General features: G+C 63.2%; 20 protein-coding genes. 16 read left to right on the top strand and 4 right to left on the bottom strand.

Annotated elements, in window-relative coordinates; translation table 11 throughout:
* The first annotated feature begins 8 nt into the window (after nt 1–8).
* From ACODSZ_RS12915 to ACODSZ_RS12940, 6 genes are all read left to right on the top strand, one after another.
* Nucleotides 9–824, top strand: a complete 816-nt coding sequence (locus ACODSZ_RS12915) for an ABC transporter permease (RefSeq protein ID WP_008331731.1) — start codon at nt 9–11, stop codon at nt 822–824.
* Nucleotides 825–869: 45 nt separating this feature from the next.
* Nucleotides 870–1,661, top strand: coding sequence for an ABC transporter ATP-binding protein (locus ACODSZ_RS12920; protein WP_008331714.1), 792 nt, complete (start codon nt 870–872; stop codon nt 1,659–1,661).
* 11 nt (nt 1,662–1,672) lie between these two features.
* Nucleotides 1,673–2,401 carry a maleate cis-trans isomerase family protein gene (locus ACODSZ_RS12925; RefSeq protein ID WP_008331712.1) on the top strand — a complete coding sequence of 243 codons (729 nt, stop codon included), beginning with the start codon at nt 1,673–1,675 and terminating at the stop codon, nt 2,399–2,401.
* A gap of 101 nt (nt 2,402–2,502) precedes the next feature.
* Entirely contained in the window at nt 2,503–3,927 is a 1,425-nt protein-coding gene (hydA, locus tag ACODSZ_RS12930) for a dihydropyrimidinase (protein WP_175344613.1), read from the top strand.
* Nucleotides 3,928–4,119: 192 nt separating this feature from the next.
* A complete protein-coding gene (locus ACODSZ_RS12935; RefSeq protein WP_175344639.1) occupies nt 4,120–5,700 on the top strand; it encodes a methyl-accepting chemotaxis protein in 1,581 nt (526 codons plus the stop codon).
* A gap of 328 nt (nt 5,701–6,028) precedes the next feature.
* Nucleotides 6,029–6,985, top strand: coding sequence for a DMT family transporter (locus ACODSZ_RS12940; protein ID WP_175344612.1), 957 nt, complete (start codon nt 6,029–6,031; stop codon nt 6,983–6,985).
* A 12-nt stretch (nt 6,986–6,997) separates the two neighbouring features.
* Here ACODSZ_RS12940 and ACODSZ_RS12945 read toward each other — a convergent pair whose 3' ends face one another.
* The gene (locus ACODSZ_RS12945; protein WP_175344611.1) at nt 6,998–7,903 is read right to left on the bottom strand and encodes a LysR family transcriptional regulator; all 906 of its coding nucleotides are present in this window, start codon (nt 7,901–7,903) and stop codon (nt 6,998–7,000) included.
* A gap of 196 nt (nt 7,904–8,099) precedes the next feature.
* Between ACODSZ_RS12945 and nfsB the strand changes: the two genes are divergently transcribed.
* Nucleotides 8,100–8,753, top strand: coding sequence for an oxygen-insensitive NAD(P)H nitroreductase (gene nfsB, locus ACODSZ_RS12950; protein ID WP_175344610.1), 654 nt, complete (start codon nt 8,100–8,102; stop codon nt 8,751–8,753).
* A gap of 21 nt (nt 8,754–8,774) precedes the next feature.
* Here nfsB and ACODSZ_RS12955 read toward each other — a convergent pair whose 3' ends face one another.
* Nucleotides 8,775–9,587 carry an IclR family transcriptional regulator domain-containing protein gene (locus ACODSZ_RS12955; protein WP_175344609.1) on the bottom strand — a complete coding sequence of 271 codons (813 nt, stop codon included), beginning with the start codon at nt 9,585–9,587 and terminating at the stop codon, nt 8,775–8,777.
* A 16-nt stretch (nt 9,588–9,603) separates the two neighbouring features.
* Nucleotides 9,604–10,386, bottom strand: coding sequence for an IclR family transcriptional regulator domain-containing protein (locus tag ACODSZ_RS12960; RefSeq protein WP_008331696.1), 783 nt, complete (start codon nt 10,384–10,386; stop codon nt 9,604–9,606).
* 129 nt (nt 10,387–10,515) lie between these two features.
* On the opposite strand from ACODSZ_RS12960, the gene ACODSZ_RS12965 reads away from it, so the two are divergent.
* The 5 genes from ACODSZ_RS12965 (at nt 10,516) to ACODSZ_RS12985 (ending at nt 16,116) form a co-directional block, all read left to right on the top strand.
* Nucleotides 10,516–11,397, top strand: coding sequence for a 4-hydroxyphenylpyruvate dioxygenase (locus ACODSZ_RS12965; protein ID WP_034350938.1), 882 nt, complete (start codon nt 10,516–10,518; stop codon nt 11,395–11,397).
* 4 nt (nt 11,398–11,401) lie between these two features.
* Entirely contained in the window at nt 11,402–12,247 is an 846-nt protein-coding gene (locus ACODSZ_RS12970; RefSeq protein ID WP_488927738.1) for a shikimate dehydrogenase family protein, read from the top strand.
* A complete protein-coding gene (locus ACODSZ_RS12975; RefSeq protein WP_241820937.1) occupies nt 12,244–13,116 on the top strand; it encodes a sugar phosphate isomerase/epimerase family protein in 873 nt (290 codons plus the stop codon). The genes ACODSZ_RS12970 and ACODSZ_RS12975 overlap by 4 nt, the downstream gene beginning before the upstream one ends.
* A 356-nt stretch (nt 13,117–13,472) precedes the next feature.
* Complete coding sequence (locus ACODSZ_RS12980; RefSeq protein WP_488927739.1) at nt 13,473–14,633, top strand: porin; 1,161 nt, start codon at nt 13,473–13,475, stop codon at nt 14,631–14,633.
* 85 nt (nt 14,634–14,718) lie between these two features.
* Nucleotides 14,719–16,116, top strand: coding sequence for an MFS transporter (locus ACODSZ_RS12985; protein WP_488927740.1), 1,398 nt, complete (start codon nt 14,719–14,721; stop codon nt 16,114–16,116).
* Nucleotides 16,117–16,226: 110 nt separating this feature from the next.
* On the opposite strand, the gene ACODSZ_RS12990 is transcribed toward ACODSZ_RS12985, so the two are convergent.
* Entirely contained in the window at nt 16,227–16,649 is a 423-nt protein-coding gene (locus tag ACODSZ_RS12990; protein WP_488927741.1) for a hypothetical protein, read from the bottom strand.
* Nucleotides 16,650–16,844: 195 nt separating this feature from the next.
* On the opposite strand from ACODSZ_RS12990, the gene ACODSZ_RS12995 reads away from it, so the two are divergent.
* From ACODSZ_RS12995 to ACODSZ_RS13010, 4 genes are all read left to right on the top strand, one after another.
* On the top strand, nt 16,845–18,320 hold the full coding sequence (locus ACODSZ_RS12995) for a DUF7125 family protein (protein WP_488927742.1): 1,476 nt from the start codon (nt 16,845–16,847) through the stop codon (nt 18,318–18,320).
* A 2-nt stretch (nt 18,321–18,322) separates the two neighbouring features.
* The gene (locus ACODSZ_RS13000) at nt 18,323–18,718 is read left to right on the top strand and encodes a response regulator (protein WP_488927743.1); all 396 of its coding nucleotides are present in this window, start codon (nt 18,323–18,325) and stop codon (nt 18,716–18,718) included.
* 233 nt (nt 18,719–18,951) lie between these two features.
* Nucleotides 18,952–19,362: a response regulator gene (locus tag ACODSZ_RS13005; protein ID WP_488927744.1), complete on the top strand. Its 411-nt coding sequence runs from the start codon at nt 18,952–18,954 to the stop codon at nt 19,360–19,362.
* Nucleotides 19,363–19,528: 166 nt separating this feature from the next.
* A complete protein-coding gene (locus ACODSZ_RS13010; protein ID WP_488927745.1) occupies nt 19,529–20,239 on the top strand; it encodes a response regulator transcription factor in 711 nt (236 codons plus the stop codon).
* Nucleotides 20,240–20,543 lie beyond the last annotated feature (304 nt).

Consider the following 20,543-nt stretch of genomic DNA (forward strand, 5'->3'; position numbering starts at 1 on the left):
GAATCATCATGAGCGGATGGAAGCAATCCCTGTCGGAAGCCAAGTGGCGCTTTGCGGTGCCGCTGTTGCTGGTCTTGTTCTGGGAGGCCTTCTCCCGCTCGGGCGTGATTCCGCCCGCGCTGTTACCGGCACCCTCGCGGGTGTTCGTGACCTGGATGGACTGGATTTTCGGCTTCAATGAAGCGGCCCAGGACAGCAGCGGAAAATGGATCTACGACGCCATGGCCAGCTGCCTGCGCGTGACGGCAGGCTACCTCATCGCGGCGGTCTCGGGCATCGCGCTGGGTGTGGCCATTGGCTGGTGGCGCTGGGTCGAACGCACCATCGAACCGACGGTGCAGATGCTGCGGCCGATTCCCCCGGTGTCATGGATTCCGCTGGCCATCATCTGGTTCGGTATCGCCAACAAGCCGGCCATCTTCCTGGTGTTCCTGGGGGCTTTCTTCCCGATCCTGATGAATACCGTCCATGGCGTCAAAACCGCCGACCGCAACCTGCTGCGCGCAGCCGCCATGGCCGGCGCAAAACAGAGCCAGCTGCTGCGCTTCGTGATCCTGCCGGCGGCCATGCCCAGCATCTTTGCCGGCCTGCGTATCGGCATCGGCAGTGCCTGGATGTTGACGGTGACTGCCGAGATGGTGGCCGTCAAGAGCGGGCTGGGCTATGCGCTGTGGGATTCGTATTACTTCCTGCGCTATGACCTGGTGATCGCGGCCATGATCAGCATCGGCCTGCTGGGTTTCCTGGCGGACTGGATCCTCAAGCAGATCATGCACTCCATGCTGCGCTGGCAGCACGTGGCTACCGTGCAGGGCAAGGGCTGAAAAGACGGCCTCGGGCTGTTCATCAACGATCAAGGACATCGCATCATGGCATTCATCGAACTCAACGATATCGTCAAGGTCTTCAAGGACCGCAAGCGCGGCACCGACATGCTGGCCATCGACCACGTGAGCCTGCGCCTGGAAAAGAAGGAATTCCTCTGCCTGCTCGGCCCCTCCGGCTGTGGCAAGTCGACGCTGTTGAACATGATCGCCGGCTTTGAGTTTCCCACCAGTGGCGTGGTGACCGTGGCCGGCAAGCCCATCACCGGTCCCGGCGCGGATCGCGGCATGGTGTTCCAGCAGGCCAACCTGATGCCCTGGTTGCCGGTCTGGGACAACGTCGCCTTCTCGCTCAAGCTGCAGGGCAAGAGTGCCGCCCAACGACGTGCGGCGGCACAGCCTTTCATCGAGACGGTCAAGCTCAAGGGTTTCGAGAATCACTATCCGAGCGAACTCTCGGGAGGCATGGCGCAGCGCGTGGGGATTGCCCGCGCACTGCTGCAAAATCCCTCGGTGATCCTGATGGACGAACCCTTCGCCGCACTCGATGCGCAGACCAAGATGGAAATGCAGGAAGAACTGGTGGCCCTGTGGCAGCGCTACGAGGGCACCATCGTCTTCGTTACCCACAGCGTGGATGAAGCGCTGATCCTGGCCACCAAGGTAGCGGTGATGACGCACCGGCCCGGTCGCATGCGCGAGCTGATCGACATCGACCTGCCGCGTCCGCGTGATACCACCACGCCCGAATTCAACCAATACAAGCGCCACGTGCTGAGCCTGATCCGCGAGGAATCGGCGCTGGCCCATGCCGACGCTGCCCTGCTGGCAGCCTGAAAGGAAATCTCATGATCCCACGTACTCTGCTCGGCATGCTCACGCCGTCCTCCAATACCACGCTGGAGCCGGTCACCACCGCCATGCTGGCCGACATCCCCGAGGCCAGTGCGCATTTCGGACGTTTTCGGGTGACCGAGATCGCGCTGTCCAATCAGGCCCTGGCGCAGTTCGACGACAGCGAGATCCTGCGCGCCGCCGAACTGCTCTCGCATGCCAAGGTCGGCAGCATCGCCTGGAATGGCACCTCCTCGGGCTGGCTGGGTTTCGATGCCGATGAACGCCTGTGCCGTCGCATCACCGACGCCACCGGCATTGCGGCCTGCACGTCGGTGCTGGCCTTGAACGAAATCTTCGACATCACCGGCGTGAAGCGTTTCGGTCTGGTCACGCCTTATCTGGACGAGGTGCAGGCCGCCATCATCAAGAACTACGCAGCCTCGGGGCTGGAGTGCGTGTCAGAACGCCACCTGCGCAAGCAGGACAATTTCTCTTTCTCCGAAGTCAGTGCCGACGAACTGCGTGCCATGGTCCGCGAAGTCGCCAGGGACAAGCCGCAGGCCATCACCATCTTCTGCACCAACCTGCGCGGTGCTCCGTTGGTGGAAGAGCTGGAGCGCGAGGTCGGCATCCCGATCTACGACACCATCTCCACCGTGGTCTGGAAATCACTGCAACAGGCCGGTGCCGATCCTTCGCGCATTCGCGGCTGGGGCAGCCTGTTCCGCGACGTGCGCTAGCGCTGGCCGCCGCTGCGGCAATTTCTTCTACCTCCCTTGACTGACGCACCGGCTGTTGCCGGCGGCGCGGGGTGATACACGCTTGTTGGAAAGGAATACAGATGGACAGCTTTGACCTGGTGATCCGCAACGGTACCGTGGCGACCGCCTCCGACATCATGCAGTGCGACGTCGGCATCAAGGACGGCAAGGTCGCCATGCTGGGACGCGGACTGCCGCCCGGCCGTGACGAGATCGATGCCAGCGGCAAGCTGGTGCTGCCCGGCGGCGTGGATGCGCATTGCCATCTGGACCAGCCGATGGAAGAGGGGCTGCGCATGGCCGACGATTTTCGCAGCGGCACCATTTCCGCTGCCTGCGGTGGCACCACCACGGTCATCCCGTTCGCGGCGCAGGCCAAGGGCGGTTCCTTGCGCGCGGCGGTGGAGGATTACCATCGCCGCGCCGAGGGCAAGGCGGTGATCGATTATGCCTTCCACATGATCGTCAGCGACCCCAGCGAAGAGGTCCTCAGGAACGAGTTGCCGCAACTGGTGCGCGAGGGCTACACCTCCTTCAAGATCTACATGACCTATGACGATCTCAAGCTCAATGACCGCCAGATCCTCGACCTGCTGGCGCTGGCGCGCCGGGAAGGGGCGCTGGTCATGGTGCATGCGGAAAATGCCGACTGCATCGGCTGGCTCACCGAGCAGCTGGAAGAAGCCGGGCTGACCGCGCCCAAATACCACGCCCATTCGCGGCCGATGATGGTGGAACGCGAGGCCACGCATCGCGCCATCGCCCTGTCCGAACTGGTGGACGTGCCCATCCTGATCGTGCATGTCTCCGGCCGCGAAGCCATCGAGCAGATCCGCTGGGCGCACGGTCACGGCCTGCGCATCCATGCCGAGACCTGCCCGCAATACCTGGTGCTGACGGCCGAGCACCTCGATGACGGCTACCACGGTGCCAAGTGCGTCTGCAGCCCGCCGCCGCGCGACAAGGCCAACCAGCAATATGTCTGGGATGGCCTGGCCAGTGGCTTGTTCACGGTGTTTTCCTCGGACCATGCGCCGTTCCGCTACGAGGATGCGCAAGGCAAGAAACCGGGCGGGCAGGAAGTGCCGTTCCGCTACATCCCCAATGGCACGCCGGGGCTGGAGACACGCATGCCCATCCTGTTCTCCGAAGGCGTGGGCAAGGGCCGTATCGATCTCAATCGTTTCGTGGCGCTGACCGCCACCGACCCGGCCAAGATGTATGGCCTCTATCCGCGCAAGGGCACCATCGCCATCGGCAGCGATGCCGATATCGCCATCTGGGACCCGCACCGCCAGGTCACGGTGCGCAACAGCATGCTGCATCACGATGTGGACTACACGCCCTATGAAGGCATGCCGCTGACCGGCTGGCCGGTGCTGACGATCTCGCGCGGCGAGATTGTGTGGCGTGATGGCAAGGTGCTGGGGACGCCGGGGCGCGGGCAATTCCTGCCCTGCGGCTTGCCGGATCCGGCCCGGCCCAAGGTGCAAATTCCTGGCTAGCAAGAATTTATAAACAATTTATCGATTAATTGTCAGTTTGGCCTTTAGTGTGCGTGTCGCAAGCCGTAATCTGCATGGGGGGAGGATCGCCATGGATTGCCTGGCGGCAAGCTGGGGCTGCGTGGTCGTGTCATTCCCGCCAATGACGTCTGTTTCGCCCTTTCCGATAACGACCACGCCTCCACGCTCATGATGAATCGACTCTCGCTGAAGAAAAAACTCTGGCTACCCCTGGTGTTCTCCTGGATGGCCTTGCTGTTCCTCTCCATCTGGCATGCCTACCAGACCCGTGACCTGCAGATCGCCGAACGCCAGCGCGGGCTGGAGGACGTGACCGAAATGGCCTATACCACCGTGGCCGGCTTCGCCAAACTGGAGGCCGACGGCAAGCTCTCCCGCGCCGAGGCGCAACAGGGTGCCATCGCCCGCATCCGCGACCAGCGCTATACGGGCGACGGCTACGTCACCCTGGTGGGGGCCGATTCCACCATCGTCATGCACCCCATCAACACCAAGCTCGATGGCCGCAACATGCTCTCCTTCAAGGATGCCAAGGGCAACGAACTCTACAAGATGATCGCCGCCGCCGGCGCTTCGCCGAGCGGCAAGGGTTTTCTTCAATACTGGTGGCCGCGCCCGGGCAGCGACAAGCCCAGCCCCAAGATGGGCTTCGTCAAGCGTTTCAAGCCCTGGAATTGGGACCTGATCTGCAGCGTCTATTCCGATGACATCGAGGCCGACTTCCGTCGCGCTCTGGTGCAGGCCGTGGTGGTGCTCATCGCGCTGGGCGTGCTGCTGTCCATTATCGCCGGCCTGGTCTCGCGCAATATCTTCCGCTCCATCGGCGGCGAGCCCTCCGAAGCCGCCGCGATGGCGCGCAAGATCGCCGCCGGTGACCTCACCGGCAGCATCCGCACCAGCAGCGGCGACCAGCACAGCCTGGTGGCGGCCGTGGCCTATACGCGCGATCGCCTGGTCCAGACCGTGCAAGGCATCAAGGGGGCGACCGTGTCCATCAAGACCTCGGTCGATGAAATCGCCAACGGCAACATGGACCTCTCCAACCGTACCGAGCAACAGGCCGGTTCGCTCGAAGAGACCGCCTCGGCCATGGAAGAACTGACCTCCACCGTCAGGCAGAACGCCGCCAACGCCCAGCACGCCAACCAACTGGCTTCGGGTGCGGCCAAGGTGGCGATCCAGGGCGGTGAAGTGGTGGGGCAGGTGGTGCAGACCATGGCCTCCATCAATGCCTCCTCGCGCAAGATCGTGGACATCATCAGCGTCATCGACGGTATCGCCTTCCAGACCAATATCCTGGCGCTGAACGCTGCGGTGGAAGCGGCCCGCGCCGGTGAGCAGGGGCGCGGCTTTGCCGTGGTGGCTTCGGAAGTGCGCTCGCTGGCCCAGCGCTCGGCCGCCGCCGCCAAGGAGATCAAGCAGTTGATCGACGATTCGGTAGGCAAGGTCGATACCGGGACCCACCTGGTCCAGCAGGCCGGGCAGACCATGCAGGAAGTGGTGGCCAGCATCCAGGGTGTCTCCACCGTGGTCAGCGAGATCGCCACCGCCAGCCACGAACAGAGCGCCGGCATCGAACAGGTCGGAGAAGCCATCACCCAGATGGACGAAACCACCCAGCAGAACGCCGCCCTGGTGGAACAGGCCGCCGCTGCCGCACAGTCGCTCCAGGAGCAGGCGGAAAAGCTGGTCAATCTGGTCGGAGTCTTCACCCTGGATCGACAGGGGCAGGGGGGCTTGGCCGTGCGCTAGGGGTTGGCGGGCGCCTGCCCGCATTAACCTTCATATCGGCCGGAAAGGGGGCGGTTGCTGCGGAACGGCAGGCCGCCCTTTTTCCATGGGCTTGCAGTGGCTCCGGAGTGGTGCATGCTGCACCAAATGGGTCTTTGCAGACAAATAATCTGCAGATCAGTGCTTTGGCAGCAGCAAGTGCTGTCAAGATCCTTGTCTCCCCTCAAATACGGCAGCACTATTTGCCGCCTCTTCTCTACCATGAGAGCCGTTTGGATGCGCTGCAGCATGCCCCGGACGGCTCGGTTTACCGGCCTGCGGCGCTCCGCCTTTTCCTCCTGGAGCCCAGATGTCCACCGCCATTGCCGCACCCGCCACCGCCCGCCCTGTCTCCTCCCGGCCGCAGCCGATGAGCCGGCTTTTCCTGGTCTGCGTGGTCGTGGCGATCTGCATCTGGGGCGGCAACTGGCCGGTGATGAAATTCGGCAGCCAGTTCATCCCGCCGCTGTGGTTCGCAGCCAGTCGTTTCCTGTCGGCTGCCATTCTCAGCTTCGCCATCGCTGTCGCGCTGGGCAAGCTGCGCCTGCCGACCCGCCAGGAGTGGCCGGTGGTGGCTGGTGTGGGCGTGTTGCAGATGGGTCTCTTCACGGCGCTGGTGACGGGCGCCTTGCACTTCGTCATGCCGGGCCGAGCCTCGCTGATTGCCTACGCCACCTCGATCTGGGTGGTGCCCGGCGCAGCGCTGGTGTTGAAGCACAAACTGAGCACCCGGCAATCGCTGGCCACCGTCTGCAGCTATGCAGGCATGGCGGTGATCGTGCTGCCGGCGCTGCTGCATGCGGACCTGCACAGCATGATCGGCTACCTGATGCTGGGTGCGGCCTCGCTGTCCTGGGCCATGAACATTCTGCAGATCAAGCTGACCCCCGGCGTGAAGCTGGACTTCGACCTCCTGCCCTGGCAGACACTGGTGGCCGCCGTGCCGCTGTGCGGGCTGGCCTTGCTGGTGGATGGCGCACCGACCTTCCTGGCCGATCCGCACTCCTGGGGCGTGATTGCCTATACCGGTCCGCTGGCCACTGCGCTGACTTTCCTGATCGTGTTGCAGATGACCCAGCGGCTCTCGCCGGTGACGGTCTCGGTCTGCATGCTGGGTGTGCCGGTGGTGGGCCTGACCTTGTCCTCGCTGGTCTTCGGCGAGAAGCTCTCGGCCGATCTGCTGCTGGGCATGGGGCTGCTGTGCCTGGGGCTGCTCTTGCCGGCGCTGCCCGCGCCGGGCTGGCGTCGTACCCTGAGCAAGGCGTGATGCAGGTGCTCTTCAGCGATCGGTGAGGTAACGCGCAATGCGCTCGCCGAGCAGTTCACGCAATGCGCGCACCGTGGGCGAGAGGCTCATGCGATGCGTGCAGACCAGGTTCAGCGGAGAAGCCTCGCCGGCGTAATCTTCCATCAGGGCTTCCAGCCTGCCGTTGCGCAGGTCGGCCAGCACGTCCAGCCGCGACTTGTAGGCAATGCCCCGGCCCTCCACGGCCCAGCGGTGCACCAGTTCGCCATCGTCGCAGACGCGGTCGCCGTTGACCTGCACCTGTACCGGGGTGCCGTCCTGGAAAAAAGTCCACTGCGAATGCAGCATGTCCGACAGCAGATAGCGCAGGCAGTTGTGCTGGCGCAGGTCGGCCGGGGTACGCGGACGACCATGGCGCGCCAGATAGTCGGGTGAGGCGCACAGCACGCGGCGGTTGTCGGGGGCCAGGGGCAGGGCGACCAGGCTGGAATCTTCCGGCGGGCTGTAGCGGATGGCCACCTCCACCGGCTGGCGGAACATGTCGGCCACGCGATCGCTGATGCGCACCTGCAGGCTCACCGCCGGATGCTGGGCCTGGAATTCATCGAGCCACTGGCACATCAGGTTGCGCCCGAAATCCGAGGGCACCGACAGCGACAGGTTGCCGCCGACCACGCGCCTGCCGTGGGCCACGGCGTCGCGTCCGGCATTGATTTCGGCCAGCACGTTGCGGGCGTATTGCAGGTAGCGTTCGCCATCGGGCGTCAGACGCAGACTGCGCGTGGAGCGCGCCAGCAGGCGTGCGCCGAGTTCGCCTTCGAGGCGCTTCATGGCGGCACTGGCCACCGCAGGGGTGACATCGTGCTGGCGGGCGGCGGCGGAGAGGCTGCCGTTGTCGGCGGCACAGACGAAGATGGCGAGGTCTTCCAGACGAATCATGAGCGGCAATGTTGAACAAGGAGGATCGAAGTCCTCATTCTACTTTCAATTATTTTTTGAAAATGTTTCTGTCCCGCTCGGCTTTGTTGAAACCGCATCCTGCCCGATGATGTCACGCAAGCCGCACTCGCCAATTCATGAGCATTAAGCGCGCTTTAATGCTCAACGCCACCACCATTAAACGCAAGGAAACCCCATGAGCCTGCTCCAAGCCGCCCGCAAACGTCACTCCACCAAAGCCTTCGATCCCAGCCGCAAGGTCCCCGAGAACATCATCGCCGAACTGCGCGAGCTGCTGCGCCTGGCACCATCGTCGGTAAATTCGCAGCCCTGGCATTTCGTGGTGGCTTGCACTGATGCCGCCAAGGCCCGCATCGGCAAGGCCGCCGAAGCCGGTCATCCCTACAACCTGCCCAAGATCCTAAACGCCTCGCACGTGCTGGTGCTGTGCGCCCGCACCGCCATCAGCGAGCCGCACCTCGACGCCGTGCTGGAGAAAGAAGACGCCGATGGCCGCTTCGCCAATGCCGAGGCCAAGGCCGGCCAGCACGGCTCGCGCCTGCTCTACAGCAACCTGCATCGCTATGAATTGAAGGATGCCCAGCACTGGATGGAAAAGCAGGTCTACCTGGCGCTGGGCACGCTGCTCTTGGGCGCGGCCGAACTGGAAGTGGATGCCGTGCCGATGGAAGGTTTCAATGCCAAGGTGCTGGATGAGGAACTGGGCCTGCGCGAGAAGGGTTTCACCAGCGTCGTGCTGGTCGGCCTGGGCTACAGCGGTGCCGATGACTTCAATGCCAAACTGCCGAAGTCGCGCCTGGCTGCGGAGACCGTCTTCACTGATCTGTAACCGGCATCACGCGCTGGTCCCTCACACCTGATGGATCAGCGCATTGGCTGCCTGCTGCAAGGCGGGCAGCACGCGCGCCAGCGTCTGTTCCTGCGATTCCACCGCCAGCGGGAAGCTCAGGCTGAGCGCACCCACCACCTTGGCATGGCGATTCTTGAGCGGCACCGCAATGCCGCGTACTCCCGTCTGCAATTGCTGCTCCACCAGGGCATAACCCTGCTGGCGTGCCTGCGCGATCAGCTCGTAGAGGCGATCCGGATCGGTGATGGTGTGGGGCGTGAAGGGCGTCATGGCACAGGTGGCCAGCCAGTCGCGCACCTGCTGTTCGGGCAGGGCACCGAGCATCACGATGCCCGGTGAGGCCAGTTGCGCCGGTACCCGTGCGCCCAGCACGAAGCCGGTGGTCATCACCCGCGTGGTGCCGTTGCGGGCGATGAAGACCAGGTCCCAGCCATCGAGCACGCTGGCATAGACGGCTTCGCCGGTCTGCCCGGTGATCTGCTGGAGATGCGGTTGCAGGATGCGCGGCAGCGGCGCCGAATCGAAATACGACCAGCCCACTTTCAGCACCCGGGGCGTGAGTGCGAAGGTCTTGCCTTCGCTGTGCAGGTAGCCCAGGTGTTCCAGCGTGAGCAGATAACGTCGTGCGGCGGTGCGTGAGAGGCCCGTGCGTGCTGCCACCTGCGCCGAGGTCATGCGCTGGTTGTCGTAGTCGAAGGCTTCCAGGATCAGCAATCCCTTCTCCAGTCCGGCAATCCAGTCGCGCCGGGCCAGGCCGCCCTCGCCAGCCTCGCTGCTGTCTTCCGGCAAGTCGATCTTCTCCCGTTCGCTCATCGCTGACCCCTCGTCCTCATACCCACATCATCAGCGTATTGGCCGTGGTCTGCAGCGCCGGTACGCCGCGTGCGATGGCTTCCTCGCGCGAGCAGGCGGCGATGTTGGAGGTCACGCTCAAGGCGCCGATGACGCGGCCATTGCGGTTCTTGACCGCAATGGCGATGCCGCGCATGCCCATCTCGAACTGGTTCTCGGTAATGCCATAGCCCTGCTTGCGCATGGTGACGATCTCGGTGAACAGGGCGGCCTTGTCGGTCATGGCCATGTGGGTGTGCGGGATCAGGGTCACGCGGTCCAGATAGGCGGCGATCTCGGCATCCTCGCGCATGCCCAGCAGCACGCGCCCGGCCGTGGTGGTGTAGGCCGGCAGGCGCGTGCCCGGCTCGAAACCGGCATTGACCAGCTGCGCAGCCGTCACGCGGGTGACGTAGACGATCTCGTCGCCATCGAGCAGGGAGAAATTGGTGGACTCCTGCAACTGCTGGGTCAGCCGTTGCAGGAAGGGCACCACCGCGCGCGGCACGCGGGCCGATTCCAGATAGGACTGGCCCAGGTTCAACAGACGCGGCATGAGCCAGAACTTCTTGCCGTCCGAGGCCGCCATGCCGGTGTGCACCAGCGTGAGCAGATAACGGCGCGCGGCGCTGCGGGTCAGGCCCACGCGCTCGGCCACCTCGCTGGCCGTCAGCTGTGGTGAATCGCTGTTGAAGGCGGTGATGACATCAAATCCCTTCATCAATCCTTCGATCAGGTCACGTTTCTGGATGTCCAGTTCCACGGAGGTTTGGTCGATCATCGTAAAAAAAGTCCAGAAATGAGTGATTGGCGAACAAGTTGCGCGATTATCGCACGTTTGGGCGTATGTCGGCCTTTTTGCGGGGGTGGGGCTTGGCTATACTCGGCTCCGAGACAAATCATCGGGATCATGATGAACACCATAGAAAACAATCCTGTCCCCACCAATCCGCTGGGCATCGATGGCATCGAGTTCATCGAATACGCCACCAGCGAGCCGCTGGCGCTGGGCGCGGTGCTTGAGCGCATGGGTTTCGAGCAGGTTGGTCGCCATCGCTCGCGTGAGGTGGTGCTCTACACCCAGGGCGGGATGAACGTGATCGTCAACGCCGATGTGTCGGCCTGGTCCGGTTTCGATCACGAGGTGCAGGCCACCAACCTGAGCGCCATCGCGCTGCGCGTGCGCGATGCCAACGAGGCCTATCGCCGCGTCACCGAACTGGGTGCCTGGCCGATTCCCACGCGCGCCGGGGCGATGGAACTGAACATCCCGGGTGTTCATGGCTGTGGCGATTCCATCATCTACTTCGTCGACCGCTATCGCGATTTCTCCATCTACGACGTTGACTTCAAGCCTTCCAGCCAGGAGCGGCGCAAGACCACGGCGCTCTCGGGCATGCACTTCTTCGGGCTGGTGCAGGCGGTGGGGCCGGAGCGCACGCGCGAATGGATCGACTTCTATTCCTCCTTGATGGGATTTTCGGTGCTGCCGGAAGGGCAATTCTTCGGCATCCTGCCCAAGGGCATGCTGCTGGCCAGTCCGTGCCGCCAGTTCTACATCCAGCTGGTGGAACCGCCCGCGGGCACTGAAGACATCCACTGGGAAGAAGAGTGGCTGCGCCTGGGCCTGGGCACGTCCGACGTGCTGCAAGCCGTGCGGCAATTGCAGGAGCGCGGCGTGATCTTCGTCGACCGCGCACCCACCCAGATCAGCGAGCGTGGCGCGCTCACCCAGCTTTACAAGGGCGGCATCAGTTTCGAACTGGTCCGCAGCCAGAAAGACAAGAACTGAGACCATGAAGGAAATCACAGGCACCACCCGCATCTTCCCTGTCATCGGCTGGCCGGTGGAACAGGTGAAGGCACCGACCTTGTTCAACGCTTACTTCAGGCATCACGATCTGGATGCGCGCGTGATCCCGTTCAAGATCGAACCCGAGCGCTATTGCGAAGCCGTGCGCATGTTCATGAAGACGGAAAACGTCGGCGGCATCTTCGTCTCCATTCCGCACAAGCCCATGACGCTCGATGCCGTCCAGCAGGCCACCCTGCGCGCCCGTGTGGCCGGCGCCTGCAATGCGGTCTACCGCGATGCCGATGGCGTGATCTGGGGCGACCTGATCGACGGCGAAGGTTTCATCCGCGCACTGGCGCGCACGGCCGCGGACCGTCCGCTGGTATGGAACAAGACGCGCGCCCTGGTGGTGGGCACTGGTGGTGTCGGTTGTGCCATCGTCGCCTCGCTGGCCGCGCAGGGCATCGCCGAGATCAGCGTCTTCGACACCCATCGGGCCGGGGCCGAAGCCCTGCTGGCGCGTGTGGAAGCGGCCTATCCGGCGACCCGCGTGCGCTTTGCGCCACCGGACGCCAGCGGTGTTGACCTGCTGGTGAACTGTACGCCGCTGGGCATGCACGCGGGCGACCCGATGCCCTTTGCGCTGGAAGGCGTGAGTGCCGGGGCCATCGTGGCCGACTGCGGCATGAAGATCGAGATGAGCCAGTTGCTGGTGCAGGCCCGGGCCAAGGGCTGCCGCATCCAGAAGGGCAAGGAAATGCTCATCGAGCAGGCGCCGTTGTACCTCGAACTGTTCGGCTGGCCGGGCGTGGCTGCCGACGATTTCCGTCATCTGGAGGCATTGTGAACCTCGACAATTTCGGTATGGACACCATCACCCTGCCGGGTGGACTGGAATCCAAGCTGGCGGCTTCGAAGGCAGCCGGTTTCTCGCAGCTCATGCTGTGGTCCAAGGATCTGGTCGCGTATCCCGGCGGGCTGGAAGCGGCGGTGAGGCTGGTGCGCGAGAGCGGCGTGCGCGTCACCGGCATCCAGGTCATGCGCGATTACGAAGGTCTGCAGGGCAGCCTGCACGACTACAAGGTGGACGTGGCGCGCAACCTGCTGCAGATCTGCAAGGCGGTCGGCGCGCCGCTGCTGATGGTGTGCTCCTCGACCTCGCAGCATGCCAGCGGCGATACGCGCCATATCGCGCGCGACCTCGCCAAGCTGGCCAACCTGGCGGTGCCGCTGGGCATTCGCGTGGGCTTCGAAGCCTTGTCCTGGGGGCGTCACATCAATCAATACATGCAGGCCTGGGAAGTGGTGGAGATGGCCGATCACGCCAACCTGGGTGTGGTGATCGATTCCTTCCACATCCTCGCCAATGGCGGCGCGCTGGAAGACCTGGAGGCCATTCCCGGTCGCCGCATCGTGATGGTCCAGTTGTCGGATTTCATGTGGCGCGAGATCCGCACGCCCGAAGAACGGCTGGAGACGGCGCGCCATCTGCGCGTCTTCCCCGGTGAGGGCGAGCATTCGCCGGAACTGTCGGACATGGTGCGACGCCTGCATCGCGGCGGCTATCGCGGCGACTACAGCTTTGAAGTGTTCAATGACGATTACCTGCAGATGTCGCCGGCCGTGGTGGCCGAGCGTGCGCGCCGGTCCGCCAAGTGGGTGACCGATCAGGTCTTGCGGCGCGGCTTGCGGGCACGTGAGCCGGTGGCGGCGTGAACGCACTGCGTGATCTTTAACCTGCAGTCAACAATCAGTCATCGGCATTACCGCCGGCTCGCCACAACAAGACCATAGCGAGCGGGTTTGACGATGCGGCACCGTCTCCCCTGGGGCCGGTGCGCATCACCACAACAGAGGAGACCTCATGACATCGCACCGTCCTTCATCCTGAACCACCGGCCCTCTCCCTGAACACGCCAGGGAGTGCGCGGGCCCCTGCCCATTCTCCCGAACCGGACATGCCGCGCTGTGCGTCGGCAGGGGACCTGTTGCGTGCGCCGGGAGTGCGGCCCGCTCTACCACCACAACCACCACAACAACCACAACAACCACAAACAACAGAGATCAGAGACATGAAACCACGATCCGAATGCGCATCGCGCAACTTGCGGACCCCCGTCGCCATGGGCCTGCTGCTGGCCGCATCCACTGCGGCACTGGCCCAGAGCAGCAGCAACGTCACCTTGTACGGCACCGTCGATCAGTACCTGGGCTACATGCACAGCAGCAGCGGCAAGAGCCTGTGGGCGCTCAACGATGGCGCCATCCTGCGCAGCCGTATCGGCGTCAAAGGCGTGGAAGACCTGGGTGGCGGCTATGCGGCCACCTTCACGCTGGAAAACGGTTTTGCCGGTGACACCGGTGGCCTGGCCGACAGCACGCGCCTGTTCGACCGCCAGTCCTGGGTCGGCATCAGGACGCCCGCCGCAGGCGAGTTCCGCATCGGCCGCCAGAACAGCGTGCCCTTCTTCATCGGTGGCGCCATCGACTATACCGAGCGCACCACCTACGGTTCCATCATCAATACCTTCGGCGTGCCCTCGCGTTTCGACAATGACTTGTCGTGGAAGTCGCCGCGCTGGGCCGGCTTCCAGTTCGACATCCACTACGCCATGCCGGAGACGGCCGGCGAGGGACCGGGCCGCCGAGGTGTCTACCAGTTCGGTCTGGATTACACTAACGGCCCGTATCGCGCCGGTTATGCCGGTGTGGTGACCAAGCCCAATGCCGGCGGCCTCTACAGCAATACGGTGCAATACCATAACGTGTATGCCGACTACGACTACGGCCCGGGCAAGATCTACCTGGCCTACGTACGGAGCAATAACACCACCGCCAACGCCAACGGCAACAATGCCGCGACCATCCTCAACAATGTCAGCAATCCCAACAACTTCTTTGCCGGTAACGATCCGAATATCCAGCGCTTCTACAACGTCTATCAGGTCTCGGCGGACTATCGCCTGACCCCGCAGCTGCGCATCGGCGCGCTGTATGGCGTGATGGTCGACACCTCTCACAAGGACGGTGGTGCACAGGGCGGCAACGTGGGCGCCTACTATGACCTCTCCAAGCGGACCACGCTCTATGGATTCGCCAACTACATGAAGAACCAGGCTAACGCCGGCTGGCGCTTCAGCGGCTCGGCCGGACCGGGCAGCAACCTGGCCGGGGCCGACATCAATGGCAAGAGCCTGATCGGCTTGCAGATGGGCATCCTGCATCGCTTCTGAACGACGCCATTTCCTTATACCGGCAAGCCGGTCCGCATCTTCCCGACAAAACGGACGGCTTGCCCAGCATCATCACGGAGACACCATGCAATCCTCTCATTCCCGCGATCAGTCGCAGCAGAGCAAGAAGGCCGCCGCCAGCGGCTGGATCGGCTCGGCGCTCGAATACTATGACTTCTTCATCTATGCCACCGCCGCTTCACTGATTTTCCCGCAGCTGTTCTTCCCCAAGGGCGATCCGACTACGGCCATCATCGCCTCCCTGGCCACCTATGGCGTGGGCTATGTGGCGCGTCCCATCGGCGCTTTCGTGCTGGGCCACCTGGGCGACACTCATGGCCGCAAGAAGGTGTTGCTGTGGTGCATGTTTCTGATGGGTTTTTCCACCATCGGGGTGGGGCTGTTGCCGACCTATGACCAGGTCGGCCTGTGGGCACCTGCATTGCTGGTCATCATGCGCCTGGCGCAAGGCTTCGCGGTGGCCGGTGAAATCTCCGGCGCCAGTTCCATGATCCTGGAGCACTCGCCCTTCGGACGGCGCGGCTATTTTTCCAGCTTCACCCTGCAAGGGGTGCAGGCCGGACAGATCCTGGCTGCCGCCGTCTTCCTGCCGCTGGCGCATTACATGCCAGCTGAACAGTTCAACGTGTGGGGCTGGCGCATTCCCTTCCTGCTGAGTTTCCTGGTCATCATCGCCGGCTGGATCATCCGCCGCACGGTCGAGGAAACCCCGCTCTTCAAGGCCGCTGACAAGAAGGAACTGCAGCGTCGCTCGCCGGTGGTGGAAGCCTTCCGCGACAGTTCGCCCGACATGCTGCGCGTGGTCTGCATGGCGCTCATGAACGTGATCCCGGTGGTGGCCACCATTTTCGGTGCCGCCTATGCGGTGCAGCCGGCCTATGGCATCGGCTTCGCCAAGGATGTCTACCTGTGGATTCCGGTGGTGGGCAATATCGTCGCCGTGCTGGTCATTCCCTACGTGGGCAAGCTGTCGGACCGCATCGGCCGTCGTCCACCCATCATCATCGGCTCGCTGCTGGCCGGGCTGTTCGCCTTCGCCTACCTGTATGCGATCAGCATCCGCAATGTCGAGCTGGCCTTCGTGATGTCGATTCTGATGTGGGGCGTGGTCTATCAGGGTTACAACGCGGTCTTCCCGAGTTTCTATCCGGAACTGTTCCCGGCCCGTTCGCGGGTCTCGGCCATGGCCATTGCGCAGAACGTCGGGACCGCCATCACCGCCATGCTGCCGGCGCTCTTTACCGCCGTGGCGCCCCCCGGCTCGCACAACATCTGGCTCACCGTGGGCAGCATTGCCTTCGGCATCACCGTGGTGTCGGCCCTGGCGGCGCTGTCGGCCCGCGAAACCTATCGCACCCCGCTGGAAAAACTGGGCGAGCCCGATGCCCAGCCCATGCCGCTCAACGAATATGAACGGCTGCGGGCCCAGGCCGATCTGGAAGGGCGTTACGCCAAGTCCTGAGGCGTTCCTGCCGCAGGGGAAGTGAAACAAAGCGCCGTTGCCTGAGAGGGCAACGGCGCTTTTTCCTTGGCCTTTTCGTATTGACGCTTTGCGCGCCTGCCCGCAGCGGCTCACTGGGGCGTCGATGGACCGCACGCCTGCTGGCGCTGCTGCCTGTCCTCGTTGGCCTGCCGCTGCGCCGGTGGCAAGGGGGTTTTCTGCTGCAGTTGCGCCTTCACCTTTTCACGCAGCTCGCTGAAGACATCCATTTCCAGCAGGGCCGTACGCTTGAGCAGTTTTTCCATCCTCTTGCGCAACCTGGCCTGGCTTTGCGCCTGCGATACCGCCCCCTCAAGCGGGCTGGCCAGTGCCTGCTGCATTTCCTCCGTCCATTGCCGCCGCCCCTGGTCCGACAGGCTGACCACGACCGAATCCTGGGTCTGCTGCGCTGCCGGCACCGGGGATGGACGGTCCGGATCGGGCCGGAAGGCGTGCCCGGCCAGCCTGGCCTGGCCCGGGACGATCTGGGAGATTGCTGCAGGCGTCACTTTCATGCGGCCCTCGAAAGGAAGGAAGATGCTCCCGTATCGGTACGCCGCTGGCCTGGCTTGAGGGATGTCAGGATCTTTTCTTTTCCTGACCAATGCAACTTTCGGCCTGCATGACAACCATAAGCAAGTAATAGGCAATCGTATAATGACGAAACTCATTAAATCTTTGCACAATAAAAACGCCGAGCCATCCTCCCCATGAGCCATCACCCATCGTCCCCTCACCGCGCTGCCGTCCCGACCTCACGGGCCAGCCGCATTGCGCTGCTCAGCACCGGTATTGCCGGGTTTGACGAGATCCTGGGCGGTGGCCTGCCGGCGGGCAGTCTCTACCTGATCCAGGGGCTGGCCGGTAGCGGCAAGACCACGCTGGCCTCGCAGGTCGGTTTTGCGCAGGCACGCGGTGGCAAGAAGGTGATGTTGTTGACGCTCATTGCCGAATCGCACGCCAAGATGCTCAATCATGTGAGCAATTTCGATTTTTTCGACGAAAGCCTGGTCGGCGACCAGATGCAGATGTTGAGCGGCTACGGCGCGCTGGCCAGTGAGGGTCTGCGCGGCCTGCTGCGCCTGATCAGCGCCGAACTGAACCGCCATCGTCCCTCCATGCTGATCATCGACGGCTTCCGTTCGGTGCGGGAGTCGGGACCGTCGGATCTGAACCTGTCGGAATTCATGCACTCCCTGAATGCCCTGGTGTTCACCATGAATTGCACTACGCTGCTGCTCTCGCCGGTGGAAGGCAACATGCCCGAGTCGGAAAACACTCTGGTTGATGGTGTGATCGAACTGAGTCAGTACGAGTCCGGCATGCAGCTGGTGCGCGAGATCAAGGTCTTCAAGCTGCGCGGCGCCAATCACCTGCTGGGCAAGCACGTCTTCGAGATCAACCAGAGCGGGGTCGAGATCTTCCCCCGCTTCGAAGCCACCGCCACCCGCGCAGGCAAGGTGCCGGGCACCTCGGACCGCTATGTCAGCGTGGGCATTGCGTCCTGGGACAAGTGCATCGGCGGGGGCGTGGTCAGCGGTTCGCTCACCTGTCTGCTGGGCAGCCCCGGCGTGGGCAAGACCCTCATGGGCCTGCATTTCATCGAGCAGGGTTTGAAGGATGAACAGCAATGCCTGATCCTGGGTTTCTACGAATCGCCCGAGCGCCTGCTGGCCAAAGCCCGCAAGGCCGGGATGCAGCTGGATGAACATATCGACAGCGGGGCTCTGCAGATGATGTGGCAGCTACCGCTGGAAATGCTGTGCGACGATCTGGCCAAGCGCATGCTGGACAACATCGCCCAGCGTGGCGTGACACGCCTGTTGATTGATGGCGTGGATGGCCTGCGCAGCATCGTGGTGCAGCAGCAGCGCATGCGCCCCTTCCTGGTGGCCTTGACCAATGAACTGCGTGCGCGCGGCGTGACCACTTTCATCACCGAGCAGTTGCCGTACTTCCGCGAATCGCGGCCCCAGGTCGATCCCAGTTCCTCGCAACTGTACGAAAACATGATGCTGCTGGAATACGTGGTCAAGGATAACGTCAACCGCCGCCAGATTTCCGTGATGAAACTGCGCGAAAACGGCTACGACGGCGCCAGCCGCCTGATGAACATCTCCGACGCCGGCATCGAGATCGATGGCCTGGTCACCCCTGTTGCCGCGCCGGTTGCGGATGGACGTTGACCATGTCCGGTGCGTCACCTCCCCAGCCGGCGGTCCAACCGCTGCTCCTGATCGTCGACGATGAGATCGACATCACCGACACCTATGCCATGCTGCTGGAGCTGCACGGCTATCGCGTGATGACGGCCGTGCACGGCGCCGATGCGCTGGTCAAGGTGCAGCAGGCCTGGCCCGATCTGGTCATCTCCGACTGCATGATGCCGGTGATGAACGGACTGGAGCTGTGTGGCGCCCTGCGTGCCTTGCCACAAGGTGCCGGCCTGCCCATCATCCTGTGCAGCGGTGCACCCGAACGTCACGATCTGTCGCAATCCAGTCACAATCTGTTCCTGCGCAAGCCGGTCTTCTTCGAGCAACTGCTGGCCGAAATCGAGCGCCTGCTCGGCACGCACGCCTGATCCCCCCACCCCTGATTGCCCCGGCGCCCATGGCAGAGCTTGGCCAGGGGCGGTCTTGCGCGTCTTTCCCTCACGCTCGTGCCGGGCACGCAGCGCCTGTCCCCGGATTGCGGTGACGCCATGTTGTCCGAGTTTCAGGAATTTCCTGATATCGCGTTTCATCGCCAACCATCACCATAAATCACGACAAGTAACCGTGACATGACGTGCGGGATAGAGGGCGGGAGGACAAGGTGGCAACGATCAGCAAGGCACCGACCGTATTGGTCGTGGAAGATCACGCGGAGTCGCGCGCGATGTTGTGCGGAATATTGCAGCAGGGTGGGCTGCAGGTGGTGGCGGCTGCCGATGGCGTGGAGGCCATCGCGCTCATGCCTGAGCATGTGCCGGATCTGATCCTGACCGACCTGGGCATGCCGCGGATGGATGGCATGGAGCTGGCGCGCTACACCAGCTCGCATGAACGTTTTTCCCGGATTCCGGTGGTGCTGATCAGTGCCCACCTGCCGGCAGCCAGTGCGCGACTGTCCACCATTGCCGCTTTTTTACTCAAACCATGCTCGGTAGACCACCTGCTCGGGACGGTCACGGACCTCCTGCGCCAACGGGCGCAAAGCCAGGCCAGGCGGAGTTTTCAGGTGTAAGGGATCTGCGAGTTTTTATGATTTTATTTGCAGATATTTTCTGTATAACGTTGTGATTATGGAAAGCATTTCCGCGCTCGCAGAAGGTCCCGGTTCCCGTCCGGGAGGGGCGCATGGGGATGCTCCGGCAGTCATAAAAACAGGTTTCGTCCGGAACAAAAGAGTGATGAAAGTACTTATCGTAGAAAGCGATCTCGACTGGCGTAACACGTTGAGCGCACATATGGGGGAATTGGGATACGAGGTCTCGGTCTGCTCGGCACTGGGGCAGGCCAGGGACACGCTCAGGAGCCGTCAGCCCGACATCCTCATTTCCGACATCGGCTTGCCGGATGGCAGTCTCCTGCCGGAACTGGCCTCGCTGCGGCAGAATTTCCCGTCCATGGGCATCATCATTCTCACCGCCGCCACGCGCAGCGAGGAGCGGGTGCGCTGCATGAGCGACGGCGCCGATTACTACCTGGTCAAGCCGGTCAAGCTGGAGGAAGTCTCGGCCACGCTCACGGCCCTGGCGCGGCGCATGAAGACCGCGCCGCACCAGAGTTCGCCGCAGTCCGAAAAGTGGGCCTTCAACCGTCGCTCCGGACGCCTCTCCAGCAATGGCGCGGTGGCGCTGCAATTCACCGACAAGGAAAGCATCGCCCTGGCAGCGCTGCTGCAAAGTCCCAACTATCCGGTCTCGCACGCGCAATTGTTCGACCTGCTGCGTTCCGGGGGCGAGGAATATGATGCCCATCGCATCGATGCGCTGATCTACCGCGTGCGTCAGAAATTGCGCTCGTTGCAGGAGGCCCCCATGCAGATCCGCAATATCTACGGCGAAGGCTTCCTGATGCTGCGCCGTAGCTCGACCGTCGATATTGTCCTGGAGTCCTGAGCCGCAAGAGGCTCGCGCCATTTTGTCATTGGCTTCACCTGTTACCGAAGCCCGCCTGGCAGCAGAGGCTGTCGGGCGGGCTTTCTGACTTGTTCCCGTCACTAGGGCCTGTTCACATTAAATCTGCGAGTGCGAGAGGTCGCCAAGCGTTGACTGCCTAGGCGCAGCGACGCGCCGTGGTGGTGCCACGGCAAGGAGCTGCAACAACGGCAGGCGACGCTTGGCGGCCTCTCCCGGAGGGTTGCCCCCAGAAGGCGCGCTGGCCGCGTTGCACGTCAGGGCTGGTGGCACCACCACCAGCCCT

This window comes from Herbaspirillum sp. FG34, from assembly GCF_057809315.1.

What these genes read in the sequence shown, in the direction of transcription:
- ACODSZ_RS12955 (WP_175344609.1), bottom strand. Translation starts at nt 9,587, where the DNA reads ATGAGCGAACGGGAGAAGATCGACTTGCCGGAAGACAGCAGCGAGGCT.
- ACODSZ_RS13000 (WP_488927743.1), top strand. Translation starts at nt 18,323, where the DNA reads ATGTCCGGTGCGTCACCTCCCCAGCCGGCGGTCCAACCGCTGCTCCTG.
- ACODSZ_RS12965 (WP_034350938.1), top strand. Translation starts at nt 10,516, where the DNA reads ATGATGAACACCATAGAAAACAATCCTGTCCCCACCAATCCGCTGGGC.
- ACODSZ_RS12970 (WP_488927738.1), top strand. Translation starts at nt 11,402, where the DNA reads ATGAAGGAAATCACAGGCACCACCCGCATCTTCCCTGTCATCGGCTGG.
- nfsB (WP_175344610.1), top strand. Translation starts at nt 8,100, where the DNA reads ATGAGCCTGCTCCAAGCCGCCCGCAAACGTCACTCCACCAAAGCCTTC.
- ACODSZ_RS12920 (WP_008331714.1), top strand. Translation starts at nt 870, where the DNA reads ATGGCATTCATCGAACTCAACGATATCGTCAAGGTCTTCAAGGACCGC.
- ACODSZ_RS12980 (WP_488927739.1), top strand. Translation starts at nt 13,473, where the DNA reads ATGAAACCACGATCCGAATGCGCATCGCGCAACTTGCGGACCCCCGTC.
- ACODSZ_RS12945 (WP_175344611.1), bottom strand. Translation starts at nt 7,903, where the DNA reads ATGATTCGTCTGGAAGACCTCGCCATCTTCGTCTGTGCCGCCGACAAC.
- ACODSZ_RS12935 (WP_175344639.1), top strand. Translation starts at nt 4,120, where the DNA reads ATGAATCGACTCTCGCTGAAGAAAAAACTCTGGCTACCCCTGGTGTTC.
- ACODSZ_RS12990 (WP_488927741.1), bottom strand. Translation starts at nt 16,649, where the DNA reads ATGAAAGTGACGCCTGCAGCAATCTCCCAGATCGTCCCGGGCCAGGCC.
- hydA (WP_175344613.1), top strand. Translation starts at nt 2,503, where the DNA reads ATGGACAGCTTTGACCTGGTGATCCGCAACGGTACCGTGGCGACCGCC.
- ACODSZ_RS12940 (WP_175344612.1), top strand. Translation starts at nt 6,029, where the DNA reads ATGTCCACCGCCATTGCCGCACCCGCCACCGCCCGCCCTGTCTCCTCC.
- ACODSZ_RS12995 (WP_488927742.1), top strand. Translation starts at nt 16,845, where the DNA reads ATGAGCCATCACCCATCGTCCCCTCACCGCGCTGCCGTCCCGACCTCA.
- ACODSZ_RS12925 (WP_008331712.1), top strand. Translation starts at nt 1,673, where the DNA reads ATGATCCCACGTACTCTGCTCGGCATGCTCACGCCGTCCTCCAATACC.
- ACODSZ_RS12915 (WP_008331731.1), top strand. Translation starts at nt 9, where the DNA reads ATGAGCGGATGGAAGCAATCCCTGTCGGAAGCCAAGTGGCGCTTTGCG.
- ACODSZ_RS12985 (WP_488927740.1), top strand. Translation starts at nt 14,719, where the DNA reads ATGCAATCCTCTCATTCCCGCGATCAGTCGCAGCAGAGCAAGAAGGCC.
- ACODSZ_RS12960 (WP_008331696.1), bottom strand. Translation starts at nt 10,386, where the DNA reads ATGATCGACCAAACCTCCGTGGAACTGGACATCCAGAAACGTGACCTG.
- ACODSZ_RS13010 (WP_488927745.1), top strand. Translation starts at nt 19,529, where the DNA reads ATGAAAGTACTTATCGTAGAAAGCGATCTCGACTGGCGTAACACGTTG.